Source organism: Allobosea sp. TBD101 (genome assembly GCF_059817965.1).
In genome coordinates this window covers 2624951-2641427 of sequence record NZ_CM187543.1, presented here as the reverse complement: position 1 = coordinate 2641427, position 16477 = coordinate 2624951, and the positions used below count along the sequence as shown (strand labels likewise).

Sequence of the window (16477 nt, the reverse complement as noted above, 5' to 3'; positions counted from 1 at the left end):
TGAAGGAAAAACCCGGAATGACAGGGCCACTCCTCACATCGTCGCGCCGATCTGCCAGGGCACGTATTCGGCGTCGCCATAGCCGAGCTCTTCGGACTTCGAGCGCTCGCCCGAGGCGATCTTCAGCAGCTTGTCGAAGATCTCGCGACCCTTCTGCTCCAGCGAGACGCCGTCGAGCACATCGCCGCAATTGATGTCCATGTCATCGATCATCTTCTCATAGATCGGCGTATTGGTCGCGAGCTTCACCGAGGGCGTCGGCTTGCAGCCATAGGCCGAGCCGCGCCCGGTGGTGAAGGCGAGGATGTTCGAGCCGCCGGCCACCTGCCCGGTCGCCGCGACGGGATCGTAGCCGGGCGTGTCCATGTAGACGAAGCCCCTCGCCTTCACCGGCTCGGCATAATGGTAGACGGCCGCGAGCGTCTTGGTGCCGCCCTTGGCCGCCGCGCCCAGCGACTTCTCGAGGATGGTGGTGAGCCCGCCCGCCTTGTTGCCCGGCGAGGGGTTGTTGTTCATGCTCATCCGGGCGCGCTCGGTATAATCCTCCCACCACTTGATGATGCCGACGAGCTTCTCACCGACCTCGCGGGTGGCGGCGCGACGCGTCAGCAGATGCTCGGCACCGTAGATCTCGGGGGTCTCGGAGAGGATCGCCGTGCCGCCATGCTCGACGAGGATGTCGACGGCGGCGCCCAGCGCCGGATTGGCGGTGATGCCGGAATAGCCGTCAGAGCCGCCGCATTGCAAAGCCAGCATCAGCTCGGAAGCCGGCACCGTCTCGCGCACGGCACGATTGGCGATCGGCAGCATCACCTTCAGCGCATCGATGCCGGCGGCGACCGCCTTCTTCGTGCCGCCGGTCTCCTGGATCGTCAGCGTGCGGAAGACGTCGCTCTCGGTGACGCCATAGGCTTCCTTCATGCGGCTGATCTGGAAGCCCTCGCAGCCCAGCCCGACGACGAGCACCGCCGCCATGTTCGGATTGCAGGCATACCCCCAAGTCGTGCGCTTCAGCACCTCGAAGCTCTCGCCATTATAGTCGATGCCGCAGCCCGTGCCATGGGTCAGCGCGATCACGCCGTCGACATTCGGGTAGTCGGCGAGCAGCCCGGAGCGCTTGACCTCCTCGGCCATGAAGCGCGCGGCCGAGGCCGAGCAGTTCACCGAGGTCAGGATGCCCACATAGTTGCGCGTGCCGGCCTTGCCGTTGGCGCGGCGGAAACCCTCGAAGGTCGCCTGCTGCTCGACCGGCAGCACGAATTCGGGCTTGGCCTCCGCGGCGAACGCATAGTCGCGATCGAAGGCATGGAAGCCGGTATTGTGCTCGTGCACCCAGTCACCCGGCACGATATCGGCCGTCGCGAAGCCGATGATCTGGCCGAACTTGCGGATCGGCTGGTCCTTGGCGATGGGCACGATCGCCATCTTGTGACCGCGCGGGATGCGCTTGAGCGCCTCGACACCGGCCACTGTCACGCCGAGATCGACGGGATCGACGGCGACGACGACATTGTCGGCGGCGTTGAGCTTGAGCGTGCGGGGCGGCGCGGATTTGTCGAGCATGGCGGAAACCGGAACCTCTCGGCACCGCGACGGCGGCGCACGTCCCTAGAGATGCCCCCAACCGGCGGTCTTTTCAATCGGTTCAAATCAGAAGGCCAGGTGCTCCGGCCTGACCTGCCCTCTTTGCCTGCTCATGCCGTTCCGGCTGCGGGCTTCGCTTCCGTGCAGACTTGTCCGGTTCTTTGAACTATCCAGAAGACATCAGCCGACAGGATGGTGATCATGCAGCTCCGTTCCACGCTCACCTGCCCGCGTTGCGGTCACCAAACGACCGAAACGATGCCGACCGATGCCTGCCAGTTCTTCTATGAATGCGCCGGCTGCAACACCGTTCTCCGTCCCAAGCAGGGCGATTGCTGCGTCTACTGCTCCTACGGCGACATCCCCTGCCCACCGATCCAGGAAGCCAGGCGGACCGGGCAGCCCTCGCATTGCTGCAGTTAGGCAAGATCGAGGCTCCGGGACCGGGCCGCCCGAACCACGGTTCACGCAACAGTAACCATCCAAGCCGATGTATCGGCTCAGGCCTTCCTGAGAGATACCCGATGCTGACGCGCCGCTCGTTTACCTTTCCCGCCCTGTCCATCGCGGCAACGGGCCTGGCCGGATGCGGCTCGCGAAGCATCGTCGCCCTGCCCGAGATCGGCCAGAGCCCGCGAGGTCTCTCGACCCGGACGCTTTCGCGGCCGAACTACGCCGAGGTCTACACCGAATATCCCGGCGAGCGCTTCCCGATCATGGCGATCGACTATCAGCGCATCGATTCCCGCTATCTCAGGCAGACGGTCGAGTTTCCGCGCGACGAGAAGCCGGGCTCGATCGTGGTCGATCCCGCCGGCTATCACCTCTATTTCGTGGAATCCCCGCGCGTCGCGACGCGCTACGGCGTCGGCGTCGGCCGTGAGGGCTTCGGCTGGTCCGGCGCGGCCCGGATCAACATGAAGCGCGACTGGGCCGACTGGGTCCCGCCCCCGGAGATGATCGCGCGCGACCCCGCGATCAGGGCCCAGCTTGAGCAGACCCCGCGCGGGCTCGGCGTGCGCGGCGGCTCGAAAAGCCCGCTCGGCGCCCGCACGCTCTATCTCTTCGGCGAGGGTCGCGATCTCGGCTATCGCATTCATGGCACATTCGAGCCCTACACAGTCGGCACCAATGTCTCTTCAGGCTGCATCCGGATGATCAATCAGGACATCGCCCATCTCTACGCGCGCGTCGCACCCGGCACGCCGGTGACCGTTCTGCCCGTGTGACCTCGCCAGATGAACGGCAGCCGACAGATCGGTTCAGGTTTCGTTGAGGAGCGGCGTGGTTTGATCGCCATCGAAAGGAGTTTGCCATGCGCAAGCTGTTGATTTTTGCTGCGATTGCAATCGGGAGCGCGCTCGCCGCACCGGCCATGGCCTCCGAGGCCCTGCCGCAGGCCCTGGCCGAGCGCCTCGACAAGGCGCCGGCCGAGTATTCCTGGTCGGCTGCAGCCGAACGGCGGCACATGATCATGGAAGAGACCATGCGCCAGCAGCGCTATGGCCGTGGTGGTGGCTACGGCCCACCGCGAGGCTATGGTCCGCCGCGCGGTTATGGCTACGGCTATGGCCCCGGTCCGGGCTGGGGTCCGCCGCCGCCGCGCTATTATCCGCCTCCGCCGCCTCCGGGCTGGTGGTGATCGCAAGAGCGACGGGCAACCGTCGCTCTTTTTTCGCCCGCACCATCAAGCCTTTGGCGCAGAGCAGGCCCACGACGAAGGCTGGTACTTGCCAGCCCAGCCCTGTGGCGGCAATCTCCGCCCGGCTATCGAGTTCAACGCGTGCCGGAGCGAGACCTCGCCGGGCAGCAGGACATGGGAAATCCCGGATCATGATCATTGACGGTAGGAATACCGGTGCCGGCGAGATGGCTTCGCCCGGGCGCCGGTCGGGGCTTGTCGATCGCCGCTCGTTCCTGGTCGGCTCGGCGGCCGGCCTCGGCGCGCTGGGGCTCGGCGGCTGCGCTGCGACCGACGGCATGAGCCTCGCCGAGGCGCAGCAGGTCTACGGGCCGGTGCCGGACAAGAAATTCGCGATTCCCGCCGCCGACGTCACCAAGGTCGATCGGAAATACTGGCGCCGCACCGTCCGCTACGAGACCAAGGAAGAGCCGGGCACCATCATCGTCGATCCCGCCAATTACTATGTCTACCGCATCGAGGGCGGCGGCAACGCCACCCGTTACGGCGCCAATGTCGGCCGCGACGGCTTCCGCTGGAACGGCGACGCCTATGTCGGACGGAAGTCGGAATGGGCGACCTGGACCCCGCCGCCGGAAATGATCAAGCGCCAGCCCGAAGCCGCCAAATACGCGCGCGGCATGCCCGGCGGCCTCGACAACCCGCTCGGCGCTCGCACCCTGCATCTCTACCAGAACGGCCGCTATACGCTCTACACGATCTACGCATCGAGCGACGAGGAATCGATCGGCTCCGGCATCACCAGCGGCTGCGTCGGCTTGCTCAGCCAGGACATGATCGATCTCTACGATCAGACACCGGTCAAGACGAAGGTGGTCGTTCTTCCGGCCTGAGCCGAGTACATCAACCCGGATCGACAGGGCGGCGCCTGAGCGCCGCCCTTCTTCATGGAGGGGTAGCGCATGTCCGTTGCCGTGAGACTGCGCAGCCTTGCCGGCATCTATGGCGTTGCACGGCTCGGCCCCGCCTCTCCCATCCCGAACTGGTTCGATGGCCCCGGTTTTTCCGCGCTGATGCGCGCCGAGGACGAGCTGACACTCGTCTGCCTGCAGGAGCGAATGCCGGAAGCCGTTGAAGCCGAGAGGAACTGGCGCTGCTTCCGCAGCCTCGGCCCGATCCCCTTCAACGCGACCGGAATAGTGCAGGCGCTGATCGAACCATTATCCACCCAGGGCATCGGTGTTTTCGTGGTCTGCACCTTTGACGGCGAGCATATCCTCGTCGCCGATGCCGATTGGGAGCAATCGAGAAGTCTGCTCGAGCAGGCAGGGCATGTCTTCGAAGTTTAGAGGCCGCTGTTCCGACCCTTGCAACCAGCTACCGTTAACAGCATGACCGATCTCGTCATTCGCGCAGCGGAGCAGGCCGACCTGCCCGCACTTCAGGGTCTCTACCGCCACCTCAACCCTGATGATGCACCCTGCCCCGACGACATGGCGGCGGAGATTCTGGAAAAGCTGCGGAGCTTCGAGGGCAGCGCCGTCCTGCTTGGCTTTCTCGGCAGCGACCTCGTCGCGAGCTGCACCGTGATCGTGATCCCGAACCTGACGCGGGGCGGAACGCCCTATGTGCTGATCGAGAACGTCGTCACCGACACCGGCTATCGCAACCGGGGGCTTGGGAAGGCCATTCTGCAAGCTGCCATGGATCGCGCCTGGGCAGCCGGATGCTACAAGGCGATGCTCATGACCGGCTCGAAGAAACCGTCCACGCTGGCCTTTTACGAGGCTGCCGGCTTCGAGCAATCCAAGACCGGCTTTCAGGCCAGGCGGCTTCCGGTCCGCGCGGAATAGGGAGTGGACCGCGCCATCCTTCGCTGCCCCTCTCTCAGCGCAGCAACATCCGCAGCTTGGCGAGCGCGGATGAATCGGCCTCGTGATAGTCGATCATCGTGCGGAAAGCCCCCTCGCCGGTCATCAGATAGACATTGGCCGTGTGGTCCATGGTATAGCCACCATCGGCCGGGATCTTCTTCGCATAGGCCTTGAAGGCTCCAAGCGCGGCATCGACCTGCTCCTGCGAACCGGTCAGGCCGACCACGCCCGGATCGAAGGATTGCAGATAGAGCGCAAGCTGCGCAGGCGTGTCGCGCTCCGGATCGACCGTGATCAGCAGGATCTTCAACCTGGCCGCATCCGCGCCCAGCTGCCGGGTGAGGTTGCCCAGCCGCAAGAGCGTGGTCGGGCAGACCTCCGGGCAATGCGTGAAACCGAAGAACACGGCGAGCGGGCTGCCGCGGAAATCCGCATCCGTCACCGCCTTGCCGGTGTGATCGGTGAGCGAGAACGGGCCGCCGATCGCGAGCGGCTGTTCCGTCCGCAATCGATCCGACATCCACCACCCCATGAGGATCGAGGTGGAAACGAAGCCAACGACCAGGACAAGCGCCCAGGCGCCATAACGCACGAATTTCAGCATGAGCGGCCGGCCCAGCGATTCACCCGGCGCTGATACGCCAGATAGGGCGCGCCGAGATCGCGGCGCAGCACGCCCTCCTCGATCCGGACCTGTAAGGTGATTGCGACGAGCACCGCGAGCGCGAGCGCCAGCTCAACCAGACCCGGCCGGACAAGGACCAAGCCGATGAATAGCAGCGCCTGACCGACGAAGGCCGGATTTCGCGAGAAGGCGAAAGGGCCGCTATCGACGATCGGGCCGATCTCGCCCTCGGCAGCGCCGATGCGCCACGACCGCCCCATATGGAGCTGGGCCCAGAGGGCCAGCACCGCGCCGACAATCACGAGCGTCAGGCCGGGAACACCGGAAAGCCCGCCGAACGGCGCCTCCCCGCCGAGCCAGCCACGAACCGGCGGCCAGAGCACGCCTCCGGCAAAGCCGAGCTTGAACAGGAGCGCCGGCAAGCGCTGCGATCGGCTGCCGCGGGAGAAGATCCAGACCGGCTGGCCGCGCGCGCGCGCCTGCTTCAGCGACAGGAACAGGAAGGTTCCGACATAGCCGAGCGTGACCAGATAGGCGGCAATCTCTGTCTTGGACAAAACACGGTCTCCGGCTCACAGCGGCGGCGGGACCTCTCGTCTACAAGCTGGAGTCACTAGAGCTTCAAGCCCCAATCGGAAGCGGAGTTCAATGGCGCCCGATGCCGCAGGCTCCGGCTCCGGCCAACGAAAAACCCCGGCCTCGCGGCCAGGGTTCGCAAACGCAACTGAACTCATGGAAGCGCGGCAGCCTGACAGCTGCCGGCCGAAATCACGCCTTCGGGGCGGCCGGAACAACCTTGGCCACGATGCCTTCGAACGGCTTGTAGGCGTCCTTGGCGAGAGCGGCATAGAGCTCGCCCATCTTGGTGACCTGGGCGACGGCGCCCTCGAACGAGGTCTTGATGAAATCAGCCTGGATCTCCAGGGCCTTGTCGAAGGTCTTCACGCCAGCGAGCTTCTCGAGCGTGGCGGTGCCGGCCTCGAAGGACTTCTTGGCATAGTCGGTGGTCTCGACGGCGATCGCCTGCACGCCCTTCGAGGTGGTGCCGAAAGCCTTCAGAGCGGCGTCGACATTGTCCTTGGAAGCCTTCTGGATGGTCTCGAACTGCTGGATCATGGGTCGTCTCCTTGGCACTCTGCGGTGCCGCCTCAGGTGATTGGGCCGGAGCGGCCCGATAGCTGCCCCAAGGTCGTGTGACCGTGATCACCACCGGGGACTGCCCGTATATTGTGCATTGCAACATGAATGTCAAGGGAACGCTGCAATGCACCAAGCGCAGATCGTTCCACTGGCAACCGTTCAAGTTTTAACGGCTCCGTAACCGCATCCGCCTAACCTCTCCAACTGTGTCCCCTGCGCCACGATGAGCCAGGCGCGGGATCGGCCCATGGTTGTGTGTTCGAGGCGGGTCATGTTGTCTGGTTGCGTTGGGTTGCGGCGGCCGCGTCTGCGGGCTGTTGCCGGTCTGATCAGTGTCGTCGCGGTTGCGGCCACGATCGCCTCCTCCCCCGCCGAGGCGCGCAAGCGCCGTCATGCGGCCGGTGGCGGCTATACCCCCCCTTATGCTGCGATGGTGGTCGACGCGAAGACCGGCCGCACCTTGCATGCGGTCAACGAGGATGCCGCGCGCATCCCGGCTTCGCTGACCAAGGTCATGACGCTCTACATGCTGTTCGAGCAGATGGAGCGCGGCCGCTTCACCATGGATTCCGAGCTCAGGGTCTCGTCCTACGCGGCCTCGCAGCCGCCGACCAAGCTCGGCCTGCGCGCCGGCTCGACCATCGCGGTCGAGGACGTGATCAAGAGCATGATCACGCTCTCCGCCAACGATTCCTCGGTCGTCGTCGCCGAGAACATCGCCGGTTCCGAGGAGGCCTTCGCCGAGCAGATGACGCGCAAGGCGCGCTCGCTCGGCATGAGCTCGACCCGCTTCTACAACCCGCACGGCCTGCCCCATTCTCCGCCGAACATCACGACGGCGCGCGACCTCACGATCCTCGCACGCGCCATCCAGGAGCGTTTCCCGAAATATTACCCGCTCTTCTCGATGCGCGCCTTCCAGTACGGCAGCCGCACGATCCGCGGGCATAACCGCCTGCTCGGCAAGGTCGAGGGCGTCGACGGCATCAAGACCGGCTACACCCGCGCCTCCGGCTTCAACCTGATGACCTCGGCCAAGGCCGAAGGCCGGCATGTCGTCTCGATCGTGCTCGGCGGCCGCTCCGGCGCCTCTCGCGACAAGATCATGACCGATCTCGTGCTGGCCAGCCTGCCCCGCGCCTCGACCAGCGGCCGTTCCTCCGTGATGGTCGCCGAGGCCCCGGAGCCTGAGGAGCGCCCGCGTTCGATCCAGCAGGCGGCCGCGGCCGAGCCCGCGCCGATCCCGGTGCCGCGTCCGCGCCAGCAGCCGCAGGTCGAGGAGCAGCCTGCTCTCCCGGCCGCCGCACGCGCCTATGCCCCGATGCCGACCACCACACCGATCGCGCCGCCGCGGCCGGTCGCCGTCGCCGGTGGCCAGCCGCTGCAGATCTCCGGCATGCGCCCGGTCGCTGCCACCACGACGCCCTCGGCCATGCGCTGGTCGATCGGTGCCCAGCCGTCCGATGCCAAGGTCCTGCGCCCGCCGGCGAATGTCGACGTCACCTCCTCGATCGCCAGGGCGCCCGAGCCCGTCGCCGAGCCGGTGAAGGTCGCGGAAGCCAAGATCGACGTTCCCGCAGCGCCGGTCGCCCGCAAGATCGAAGCCGCTCCCGCCAAGGTTCAGGTTCAGGAGCCGGCTCCCGCAATGTCGCATCAGGCCGCGATCGTCGCCTCCGGCAAATGGGTGATCCAGCTCGGCGCCACCGATGACGAGGGCAAGGCCAAGGAAATCCTGGCCCGGGCCAAGGCCAAGGCTTCCAGCTCGCTCGCCAGCGCCTCGCCCTTCACCGAGAAGGTCGCCAAGGGTGGCTCCACCCTCTTCCGTGCCCGCTTCGCCGGCTTCGACGACTCGAAGGATGCGCAGAACGCTTGCAACCAGCTGAAGCGCGGCGGTTTCTCCTGCTTCGCCACCCGCACCTGACCAAGGACCAGGGAAAGGAGTTCACGACATGTCGCAGACCCACTCCCCGACCCCTTCGCTAGCGCTGCTTCAGAAGGACGTCCTTGGCCTGGTTGACGCGAGCGGCAAGGCCGCTGGTGCCCCCGGCATCCGGGTGGATGCGCTTCATCAGGGCCCGATGGGCTTCGCGGACCGCCTCCTCGCCCGCCCCCGGCTGAAGCCCCAGGATATCGTAGGCCTCCTGCTGCGTCATCGCGCCCGCGCCCGGCGCGCCGCGCTGCCCCGTGTCGCCATTACGCTGAGCGTCTTCACGCCAGCCGGGCGACCGGCGGTCGAGATATGCCTCTAGCAGGCGAGCGCCGTCCGGATCGCGCGTGAGGCAATCGCGCATCAGCGCGGCCAGCTCAGCCATATCGAGACTGTCGAGCGCCCGCCCCGCATAGGGGCCGGCGGTGACGGTGCCAACCATCGCACCGCTGTCGTGGTCGAGCTCCATTTCCAGCAGCGTCGACTTGACCTTCGAGGTCGCGCCCGGCGTCGGCCCGGAGCGATCGGCCCAGGGAAAGCGGATGCCACCCGGCCCGGTCGCGCTCCAGCCGAGCAGCCACGCGCCGACGCCGCCGAGGAAGATCGCCATATCCATCCGGCCGCGCACCATCAGGAGCCCGGCGACACCGAGCGCGGCGACGCCTCCGCCGGTCTTCGCCAATCGCGCCAGCACCTTGGGATTGGCCCCGGCGAACAGTTTCACCAGCCACCAGACGAGGATCAGGACGGCAACGCCGTAGAGCAGACTCACCGGCGTCCTCCATCCATCGCGGTGATCAGCCCCTTCACCGCCGGGGTCGAGCCCGCCAGCCGCAGCATCGCCTCGCGCCCGCCGGCCGCATAGGCCGCCGCGCCGCGCAGGAGGTCGAGCAGGGAAGCCGGCGCATTCACGTCGAAACGAGCATGGGCACCGCCGGTCAGGCGCGCGATCGTCGCGAAGGCCGCGCTCGCCGCCGGATCATGCCCCTCCTGGAAGACGAAGCCGCGGATGCCGCGCAGGCCGAGTTCACCGGCAAGGCTCGCGAGCGCATCGACGTCCTCCTCCATCGCATCGCCGACATAAACGAAGGCGCGTACCGGCACGGTCTTGGCCTCGTCGCGGACATGACGCAGCACGCGGGCGATCTGGGTCTGGCCGCCCTCGCAGGCAATGCGGCGCATCAACCCGGTCAGGCGCGCAGGCTCGCCGACCCAGCCCGAGGCACGGCACTCGCCGATCCCCCTGAAATAGACGAGTTGCACCGCAAGCCCACCGCTTTGCGAGGTCACGTCGAACATTCGCGCCTGCAGCGAGCAGGCGAGATCCCAGGTCGGCTGGCGGCTCATCGTGGCGTCGAGCGCGAAGACGAGCCGCCCCGCCTGCCCGGTCGCCAGGGGCGCGAGCTGCTTCGCCGCGCCGAGAAAGCGGTCGATCTCGCCCGGCTGCGAATGCGTCGCCGGCGTGGTCGCTCCCGCCTTGCCGACAGCCCGGTCCTTCCTCTCGCTCATCGACCCCTTCGATCCACCTGAATCATCCTTTGCCCTGATATTGGCCATGGCGGCGGCATTTGCTACCCGTGCGCCGAACGGAGGACGCGATGTCCCTTCAGCCCTCATCCTGAGGAGCAAGCGAAGCTTGCGTCTCGAAGGATGCTCCAGATGGTTCCGGAGCCTGCTGGACCATCCTTCGAGACGCCGCTGACGCGGCTCCTCAGGATGAGGGCTAAGGAGAGCAGCGCAGGCGGGAAAGGTCGGAAAGTGACTGGAATCACGGTTTTCGAGACGGTCGCCGCGATGCGCGAAGCCGTCGCCGGCTGGCACGCTGCCGGCGAGAAGGTCGCGCTGGTGCCGACAATGGGCGCGCTGCACGAGGGCCATATCGCGCTGGTGAGCGAAGGCCAGCGCCACGCGAAGCGGGTGATCGTCACGATCTTCGTCAACCCGACGCAGTTCGCGCCGCATGAGGATTTCAAGAAATACCCGCGCACCTTCGACGACGATTGCGCCAAGCTCGTCGCGGCCGGTGCCGACGCGGTGTTCTTCCCCTCGGTCGAGGAGATGTACCCGGCCGGCTTCGCCACCCGCGTGCTGCTGCTCGGCCCGGCTGCCGTCGGGTTGGAGGACCGCTTCCGCCCGACGCATTTCGAGGGTGTCGCGACCGTCTGCTGCAAGCTGTTCACGCAGTCGCGCGCCGACTGCGCGATCTTCGGCGAGAAGGACTATCAGCAACTCAAGGTCGTGACCCGCATGGCCGCCGATCTCGATCTCGGTATCAGGATCATCCCGCTGGCGACGATCCGCGAAGCGGATGGCCTCGCCATGTCCTCGCGCAACCGCTATCTCTCGGACGAACACCGGGCACTGGCGCCGTTGCTCCAGCGCGTGATGCAGGACCTCGCCGCGCGCATCCGCAACCGCGACGACCTGTTCAAGGCGGTCGCTGATGCCCAGAACGAGATCATCACGGCCGGCTTCGAGCTCGACTATCTGGAAGCGCGCCATGCCGAGACGCTGGCGCCGGTCGCCTCGCTGGCGGACGGCCCGATCCGCCTGATCCTCGCGGCGCGCATCGGCAGCACGCGTTTGCTCGACAATATTGCGGTGTGAGCCGGAGCCGAGGTCGAGACACCAAACACGGCTCTAGAGATGGCGTTCGACATCCATGCGCTGATGCAGAATGCGGATCACGTCGATTCCAGCAGCCGATAGGCGATAGAAGACCACATGCGAGCCGACAGCGTACTTGTAATAGCCGTCTCGAACATCGACTGCCCGCCCCTTCTTCCGGCCACAGCTGAGCCCCTCGAAAGCAGAGATGAGGCTGGCGTGATAACTTTCGGCCTGTTCCGCCGACCAGCGTCGCTCTGTCCAGAACCAGATACGTTCGAGGTCTGTAACCGCCAGTCGAGAGAGGCGATAACCGGCCTCAGCCATGCCTGGCGCGCATCCGCTGCAGAAATGCGCCGTTGTCGAACGGCTCCGGCTCGCCGGATTCCTCGCCGGTAATCAGCGCGTCCTGCAGGGCTTTCACGCGCGCCTCGTGTGTTTCCAGCAGGCGCAGGCCAGCACGCACGACTTCACTCGCCGAACCATACCGGCCGCTTTGCACCTGCTCGCCAATGAAGTGGCTGAAATGATCGCCCAGCGCGATCGAAGTGTTCTTTGTCATCCATCGCTCCCGAATGCCAATAAGTACCAAATATTGGTAGGGCGAGCAATGAATCCTAGAGCAGCCCCAACCCCGCCAGCTCGCGACGCAGCTCCTCCGGCATCTCGCCGACATCGCCGCCATGCTCGGAGAGGTCGCGCGGGGCGTCCTTGGCCTGCAGGTAGCGCCAGCCCTGGAAGGGCCGGAACGGCCGCGGCTCGACCGGCACCACGACCGGCTCCATCACCAGATGGCAGCGGCCGATGCCCTCGGCATCGGTGAAGGGGCGGATATCGGTCAGGCGCTGACGCGCCGAAATCTGGCCCTTGATCACCCAGTAGAGCGAGCCGCCATCGAGGATCTCCTCGATCTTTTTCGGCACCATCCGGGTGGTGTGCAGTTGCTCGGCCGGCTCGCCACGGGCGCGGCGCTGCGCCTGACGCTCGGCGATCCAGTCCTCGAGATCGCTGATCGATTCCGCGCCGACGCAGAGCTTGAGCAGATGTAGGGGCATGGCCGCAAAATAGGCCTCGGAACGCCAGCCGACCAGCCTCCCCGCTTATTCTCCACAGCCCGGCGTCAACCGCGATGCTCCGGCACGCCGATGATGGCGTGCATATCGAAGATGTCGCCGTAGAAAGGTTTGGCCAGCCTCGGCTCGGCGGTTAGCATGTCCGCCACGACACGCTTCATCGTCATCCTCATTTCCTCGACAGGCTACGGACGCTCCATCATGCGCGGACTTGCAGGCAAGGTCATTCTCGTCACCGGTTCCTCGACCGGCATCGGCTTCGCGATGGCCGAGCGCCTCGTCTCCGAGGGCGCCAAGGTGCTGATCCACGGGCGCGACGCGGCGGAAGTCGATGCGGCCGTCGCGAAGCTCGGCACGGCGACGGCAGGCGCGACCGGCGACCTCGCCGAGCCCGCGACCGCCCAGGCCGTCGTCAACGCCACGGTCGCCGCCTTCGGCCGCATCGACGGGCTCGTCAACAATGCCGGCATCTATCCGCGCGGCATCCTGACCGAGACCACCGCCGCCTTCTTCGACCACATGTTCGCGATCAACACCCGCGCGCCCCTGCTCTGCGCCGAGGCCGCGATCCGCGCCTTCCGTGCCCAGAAATCGCCCGGCGCCATCGTCACCGTCGGCTCGATCAACGCCTATTGCGGCCTCTCGAACCTCACGGTGTATTCGATGTCGAAGGGCGCGCTGATGACGATGACGCGCAATCTCGCCAACACGCTCGGCCCCGAGCACATCCGCGCCAACCAGCTCAACGTCGGCTGGACCTGGACCGCCAACGAGGACGCGACCCAGCAGCGCGAAGGCCGCAAGCCCGGCTGGCAGAACCATCTCCCGCTGCGCGATGCCCCGACCGGCCGGATCATGCAGCCGGAGGAGATCGCCGCCCACACCGCTTTCTGGCTCTCGGAGGACAGCGCACCGGTCTCCGGCCAGATCTACGAGGCCGAGCAGTTCCCGGTGATCGGCCGCGGATGAGCCGGATTTCCGGGACGGTCTTCGAACCCTGGCTCGCCCGCTGGGGCCTCGTCGCGGACGGCGAGGCGATCCGGACCCATGCCAGCCATCTGCTGCCGGTCCTTCAGGACGGCGCGCCGGCCATGCTGAAGCTGCCCGAGGTCGAGGACGAGCGGCGCGGCTACCTGCCGCTGGGCTACTGGAACGGCGACGGCGCCGCCCGCCTGCTCGCCCGCAGCGGGAACGGCGAGGCGATGCTGATCGAGCGCGCCACCGGAAAGCGCTCGCTCGCTTCCATGGCTCGCAGCGGCGCCGAAGGTGACGATGAAGCCACCTCCATCCTCTGCGATGCCATAGCAGGACTTCAGAAGCCGCGCGGCCCAGCCCCCGCCGGGCTGATCCCGCTCGATATCTGGTTCAAGGACCTGTTTCCGGCAGCTGCCCGGCACGGCGGCTTGCTCGTCCGCGCCGCGGCGGAGGCGAGCGCGCTGCTGCCGGTCCAGCAGGAGATCATGCCGCTCCATGCCGACCTGCATCACGACAACGTCCTCGACTTCGAGGCTCGCGGCTGGCTCGCCATCGATCCGAAATCGGTGATCGGCGACCGCGCCTTCGAATACACGATCCTGTTCTGCGACCCCGACCTTGCCGATCCCGAGCCGCCCGTCGCGGTCGCGCCCGGTGCCTTCGAGCGCCGGCTGGAGATCGTGCTGGCGAAGTCGGGGCTGGAGCGGCAGCGCCTGCTGTGCTGGATCATCGCGTGGTGCGGATTGTCGGCAAGCTGGTTCCTGGAGGACGAGGACCCACTGGTGGAGATCAACCTGACGATCTTGGAAAGAGCGGCCGCGGCGCTGGCCGACTAGCACTCCCTTCACTCCAATCCTCGCCATCCCGGACGGAGCGATGCGGAGATCCGGGATTCATGCCTGAACCGTTCCGGAATGGATCCCGGATCGGCGCGGCCTCGCCGCTTGTCCGGGATGACACGAACAGGGACATCCGAAGCGGAATCAATTCCTCAGCGATCGCCCGCAAGCGATTCCATCGACTCGCCTATTCCCCCAGCACGACCACCTTCGCGCCCTCCGCGACCTGCGCGCCGGGCTCGCCCGCGACCTCGCTGACCGTGCCGTCACGCGGGGCGGTGAGGACATGCTCCATCTTCATCGCCTCGACGATGGCGAGGCGCTGGCCCTTGGTCACCGCCTCGCCCGGCGCGACGAAGAGCGCGACGAGCTTGCCGTGCATCGGCGCCTTGACTACGCCGCCCGAGCCCGCCGCCGCATCGAGATCGACGCTGAACGGATCGAACAGCGAGACCGCCGTCTGCCGCCCGCGATGCAGCGCGAACCAGATGCCACTCTCGCCCTCGGCCAGCGCGATCTCGTGTTCACCTTCGCCGATCTCGTGACCGGGCAGGCTGACGCGGGCGTCGTCGCCATGCCACTCGATCCGGGCATCGATACGCTCGCCATCGACCGTCAGCGGCAGGCCCAAGGGCTGGCGTGGCATCAGCGAGAAGGCGTCGGGGTCGAGCCAGGGTGAGCGCGCCTCGCCCTCAGCCCGGCCCGCGGCCGCGATCATGCCCGCCGCCTGCCGCTCCTCCTCGAGCTGCAAGGCCGCCGCCGCGACGGCCGCCGCATCGAGCGGCTGCGGCTCGGCGCCGAGCGCGCTGATATTGCGGTCGATGAAGCCGGTATCGAACGGCCCCTTCCGGAAGCCCTCGGCCTCGGTCAGCTTCTTCAGGAAGGCGAGATTGGTGCGCGGGCCGGCGACCACCGTCTCGCCCAGCGCCGCGCCCAGTCGGTCGAGCGCCGCATCCCTCGTCGGACCGTGGGCGATCACCTTGGCGATCATCGGATCGTAGAACGGCGTCACCGTATCGCCCGCCTCGACGCCGGTATCGATGCGAATGCCCTCGCCTTCTGGAAATTGCAGGGCCCAGAGCTTGCCGGTCGAAGGCAGGAAGCCCTTCTCCGGGTCCTCGGCATAGAGCCGCGCCTCGACGGCATGGCCCGTGGCCGAGACGTCCGCCTGCGTGAAGCCGAGCGGCTCGCCCGCCGCGACCTTCAACTGCAACTCGACGAGATCGAGCCCGGTGATCGCCTCCGTGACGGGATGCTCGACCTGGAGCCGCGTATTCATCTCCATGAACCAGAAGCCGTCGGCCTTCAGCCCGTCGCGCCCGTCGGCGATGAACTCGACCGTACCGGCCCCGACATAGCCGACGGCCTTCGCGGCCTCGGTCGCTGCCTTGCCCATGGCGGCGCGGACCTCGGCGCTCATGCCCGGCGCCGGCGCCTCCTCGATCACCTTCTGGTGACGGCGCTGCAACGAGCAGTCGCGCTCGTAGAGATGGACGACATGGCCGTGGCTGTCGCCGAAGACCTGGATCTCGACATGGCGCGGCGAGAGCACGTATTTCTCGACCAGCACGCGCGCATCGCCGAAGGCGTTCTTGCCCTCGCGCTGAGCGCTGGTCAGGGCGTCCGCGAAGTCTTCCGCACGGTCGACCTTCTTCATGCCCTTGCCGCCGCCGCCGGCGACCGCCTTGATCAGCACGGGATAGCCGATGCGCTCGGCCTCCTTCGCCAGGAAGGCGACATCCTGCTCGGCACCGTGATAGCCCGGCACGACCGGCACGCTGGCCTTCTCGACCAGCGCCTTGGCGGCGTCCTTCAGGCCCATGGCCCGGATGGCCGAGGCCGGCGGGCCGACGAAGACGATGCCGGCCGCGGCGCAGGCATCGGCGAATTCGGCATTCTCGGAGAGGAAGCCGTAGCCCGGATGGATGCAGGCGGCGCCCGCCTCCTTGGCAACGGCGAGGATCTTGTCGGCGTCGAGATAGCTCTCGCGGGCCGGGGCCGGGCCGATATGATAGGCCTCGTCCGCCATCTGCACGAACAGCGCCTCGGCATCGGCATCCGAATAGACGGCGATGGTGCGCAGGCCCAGCCGCTTGGCGGTGCGGATCACCCGGCAGGCGATCTCGCCGCGATTGGCGATCAGGATGGAGGGCAGCTTGGCGGCGATCGTCATGGCGGCGGCATCCTCAGG

20 protein-coding genes are annotated in these 16477 nt (G+C 66.9%); 10 read left to right on the top strand and 10 right to left on the bottom strand.

Annotated elements, in window-relative coordinates:
• Positions 1-33 precede the first annotated feature (33 nt).
• The gene (locus tag AC6RIC_RS12950; protein WP_499736442.1) at positions 34-1563 is read right to left on the bottom strand and encodes a UxaA family hydrolase; all 1530 of its coding nucleotides are present in this window, start codon (positions 1561-1563) and stop codon (positions 34-36) included.
• Positions 1564-1785: 222 nt separating this feature from the next.
• Between AC6RIC_RS12950 and AC6RIC_RS12945 the strand changes: the two genes are divergently transcribed.
• The 6 genes from AC6RIC_RS12945 to AC6RIC_RS12920 all read left to right on the top strand — a co-directional run bounded on the left by AC6RIC_RS12945 (position 1786) and on the right by AC6RIC_RS12920 (position 5079).
• Positions 1786-2007, top strand: a complete 222-nt coding sequence (locus AC6RIC_RS12945; protein ID WP_499736441.1) for a GDCCVxC domain-containing (seleno)protein — start codon at positions 1786-1788, stop codon at positions 2005-2007.
• A 101-nt stretch (positions 2008-2108) separates the two neighbouring features.
• Entirely contained in the window at positions 2109-2813 is a 705-nt protein-coding gene (locus tag AC6RIC_RS12940; protein ID WP_499736440.1) for a L,D-transpeptidase, read from the top strand.
• Positions 2814-2899: 86 nt separating this feature from the next.
• Complete coding sequence (locus AC6RIC_RS12935) at positions 2900-3226, top strand: hypothetical protein (RefSeq protein WP_499736439.1); 327 nt, start codon at positions 2900-2902, stop codon at positions 3224-3226.
• Positions 3227-3417: 191 nt separating this feature from the next.
• On the top strand, positions 3418-4119 hold the full coding sequence (locus tag AC6RIC_RS12930) for a L,D-transpeptidase (protein WP_499736438.1): 702 nt from the start codon (positions 3418-3420) through the stop codon (positions 4117-4119).
• Between the two features lie 69 nt (positions 4120-4188).
• Positions 4189-4575 carry an ACT domain-containing protein gene (locus AC6RIC_RS12925; protein WP_499736437.1) on the top strand — a complete coding sequence of 129 codons (387 nt, stop codon included), beginning with the start codon at positions 4189-4191 and terminating at the stop codon, positions 4573-4575.
• A gap of 42 nt (positions 4576-4617) precedes the next feature.
• Entirely contained in the window at positions 4618-5079 is a 462-nt protein-coding gene (locus AC6RIC_RS12920; protein WP_454656647.1) for a GNAT family N-acetyltransferase, read from the top strand.
• A gap of 34 nt (positions 5080-5113) precedes the next feature.
• Here the strand turns inward: AC6RIC_RS12920 and AC6RIC_RS12915 are convergent, their stop codons facing one another.
• From AC6RIC_RS12915 to AC6RIC_RS12905, 3 genes are all read right to left on the bottom strand, one after another.
• Positions 5114-5704, bottom strand: coding sequence for an SCO family protein (locus tag AC6RIC_RS12915; RefSeq protein WP_499736436.1), 591 nt, complete (start codon positions 5702-5704; stop codon positions 5114-5116).
• Complete coding sequence (locus tag AC6RIC_RS12910) at positions 5698-6282, bottom strand: methyltransferase family protein (RefSeq protein ID WP_499736435.1); 585 nt, start codon at positions 6280-6282, stop codon at positions 5698-5700. The genes AC6RIC_RS12915 and AC6RIC_RS12910 overlap by 7 nt, the downstream gene beginning before the upstream one ends.
• Positions 6283-6493: 211 nt before the next feature.
• Complete coding sequence (locus AC6RIC_RS12905; protein WP_454656644.1) at positions 6494-6841, bottom strand: phasin family protein; 348 nt, start codon at positions 6839-6841, stop codon at positions 6494-6496.
• A 295-nt stretch (positions 6842-7136) separates the two neighbouring features.
• On the opposite strand from AC6RIC_RS12905, the gene AC6RIC_RS12900 reads away from it, so the two are divergent.
• A complete protein-coding gene (locus tag AC6RIC_RS12900; protein WP_499736434.1) occupies positions 7137-8786 on the top strand; it encodes an SPOR domain-containing protein in 1650 nt (549 codons plus the stop codon).
• Between the two features lie 58 nt (positions 8787-8844).
• Here AC6RIC_RS12900 and AC6RIC_RS12895 read toward each other — a convergent pair whose 3' ends face one another.
• Positions 8845-9564, bottom strand: a complete 720-nt coding sequence (locus tag AC6RIC_RS12895; protein ID WP_454656642.1) for a DnaJ domain-containing protein — start codon at positions 9562-9564, stop codon at positions 8845-8847.
• On the bottom strand, positions 9561-10301 hold the full coding sequence (locus tag AC6RIC_RS12890) for a VWA domain-containing protein (RefSeq protein WP_499736433.1): 741 nt from the start codon (positions 10299-10301) through the stop codon (positions 9561-9563). The genes AC6RIC_RS12895 and AC6RIC_RS12890 overlap by 4 nt, the downstream gene beginning before the upstream one ends.
• A 207-nt stretch (positions 10302-10508) precedes the next feature.
• Here AC6RIC_RS12890 and panC point away from each other — a divergent pair, with 207 nt between their 5' ends.
• On the top strand, positions 10509-11399 hold the full coding sequence (gene panC / locus AC6RIC_RS12885; protein WP_499736591.1) for a pantoate--beta-alanine ligase: 891 nt from the start codon (positions 10509-10511) through the stop codon (positions 11397-11399).
• A gap of 33 nt (positions 11400-11432) precedes the next feature.
• On the opposite strand, the gene AC6RIC_RS12880 is transcribed toward panC, so the two are convergent.
• Genes AC6RIC_RS12880 through AC6RIC_RS12870 form a run of 3 tightly spaced genes read right to left on the bottom strand, consistent with a single transcriptional unit; the run spans position 11433 to position 12454 of the window.
• A complete protein-coding gene (locus tag AC6RIC_RS12880) occupies positions 11433-11726 on the bottom strand; it encodes a type II toxin-antitoxin system RelE/ParE family toxin (RefSeq protein WP_454656640.1) in 294 nt (97 codons plus the stop codon).
• On the bottom strand, positions 11719-11961 hold the full coding sequence (locus AC6RIC_RS12875) for a type II toxin-antitoxin system ParD family antitoxin (RefSeq protein WP_454656639.1): 243 nt from the start codon (positions 11959-11961) through the stop codon (positions 11719-11721). Before AC6RIC_RS12875 ends, AC6RIC_RS12880 begins: the two co-directional genes overlap by 8 nt.
• Positions 11962-12016: 55 nt before the next feature.
• Positions 12017-12454 (bottom strand): DUF1489 family protein, encoded by a 438-nt coding sequence (locus AC6RIC_RS12870; RefSeq protein WP_499736432.1) that lies wholly within the window; start codon positions 12452-12454, stop codon positions 12017-12019.
• A gap of 219 nt (positions 12455-12673) precedes the next feature.
• Here AC6RIC_RS12870 and AC6RIC_RS12865 point away from each other — a divergent pair, with 219 nt between their 5' ends.
• On the top strand, positions 12674-13441 hold the full coding sequence (locus AC6RIC_RS12865; RefSeq protein ID WP_499736431.1) for an SDR family oxidoreductase: 768 nt from the start codon (positions 12674-12676) through the stop codon (positions 13439-13441).
• Positions 13438-14283: an aminoglycoside phosphotransferase family protein gene (locus AC6RIC_RS12860; protein WP_499736430.1), complete on the top strand. Its 846-nt coding sequence runs from the start codon at positions 13438-13440 to the stop codon at positions 14281-14283. Before AC6RIC_RS12865 ends, AC6RIC_RS12860 begins: the two co-directional genes overlap by 4 nt.
• Before the next feature lie 190 nt (positions 14284-14473).
• Here the strand turns inward: AC6RIC_RS12860 and AC6RIC_RS12855 are convergent, their stop codons facing one another.
• Entirely contained in the window at positions 14474-16459 is a 1986-nt protein-coding gene (locus AC6RIC_RS12855; protein ID WP_499736429.1) for an acetyl/propionyl/methylcrotonyl-CoA carboxylase subunit alpha, read from the bottom strand.
• Positions 16460-16477 lie beyond the last annotated feature (18 nt).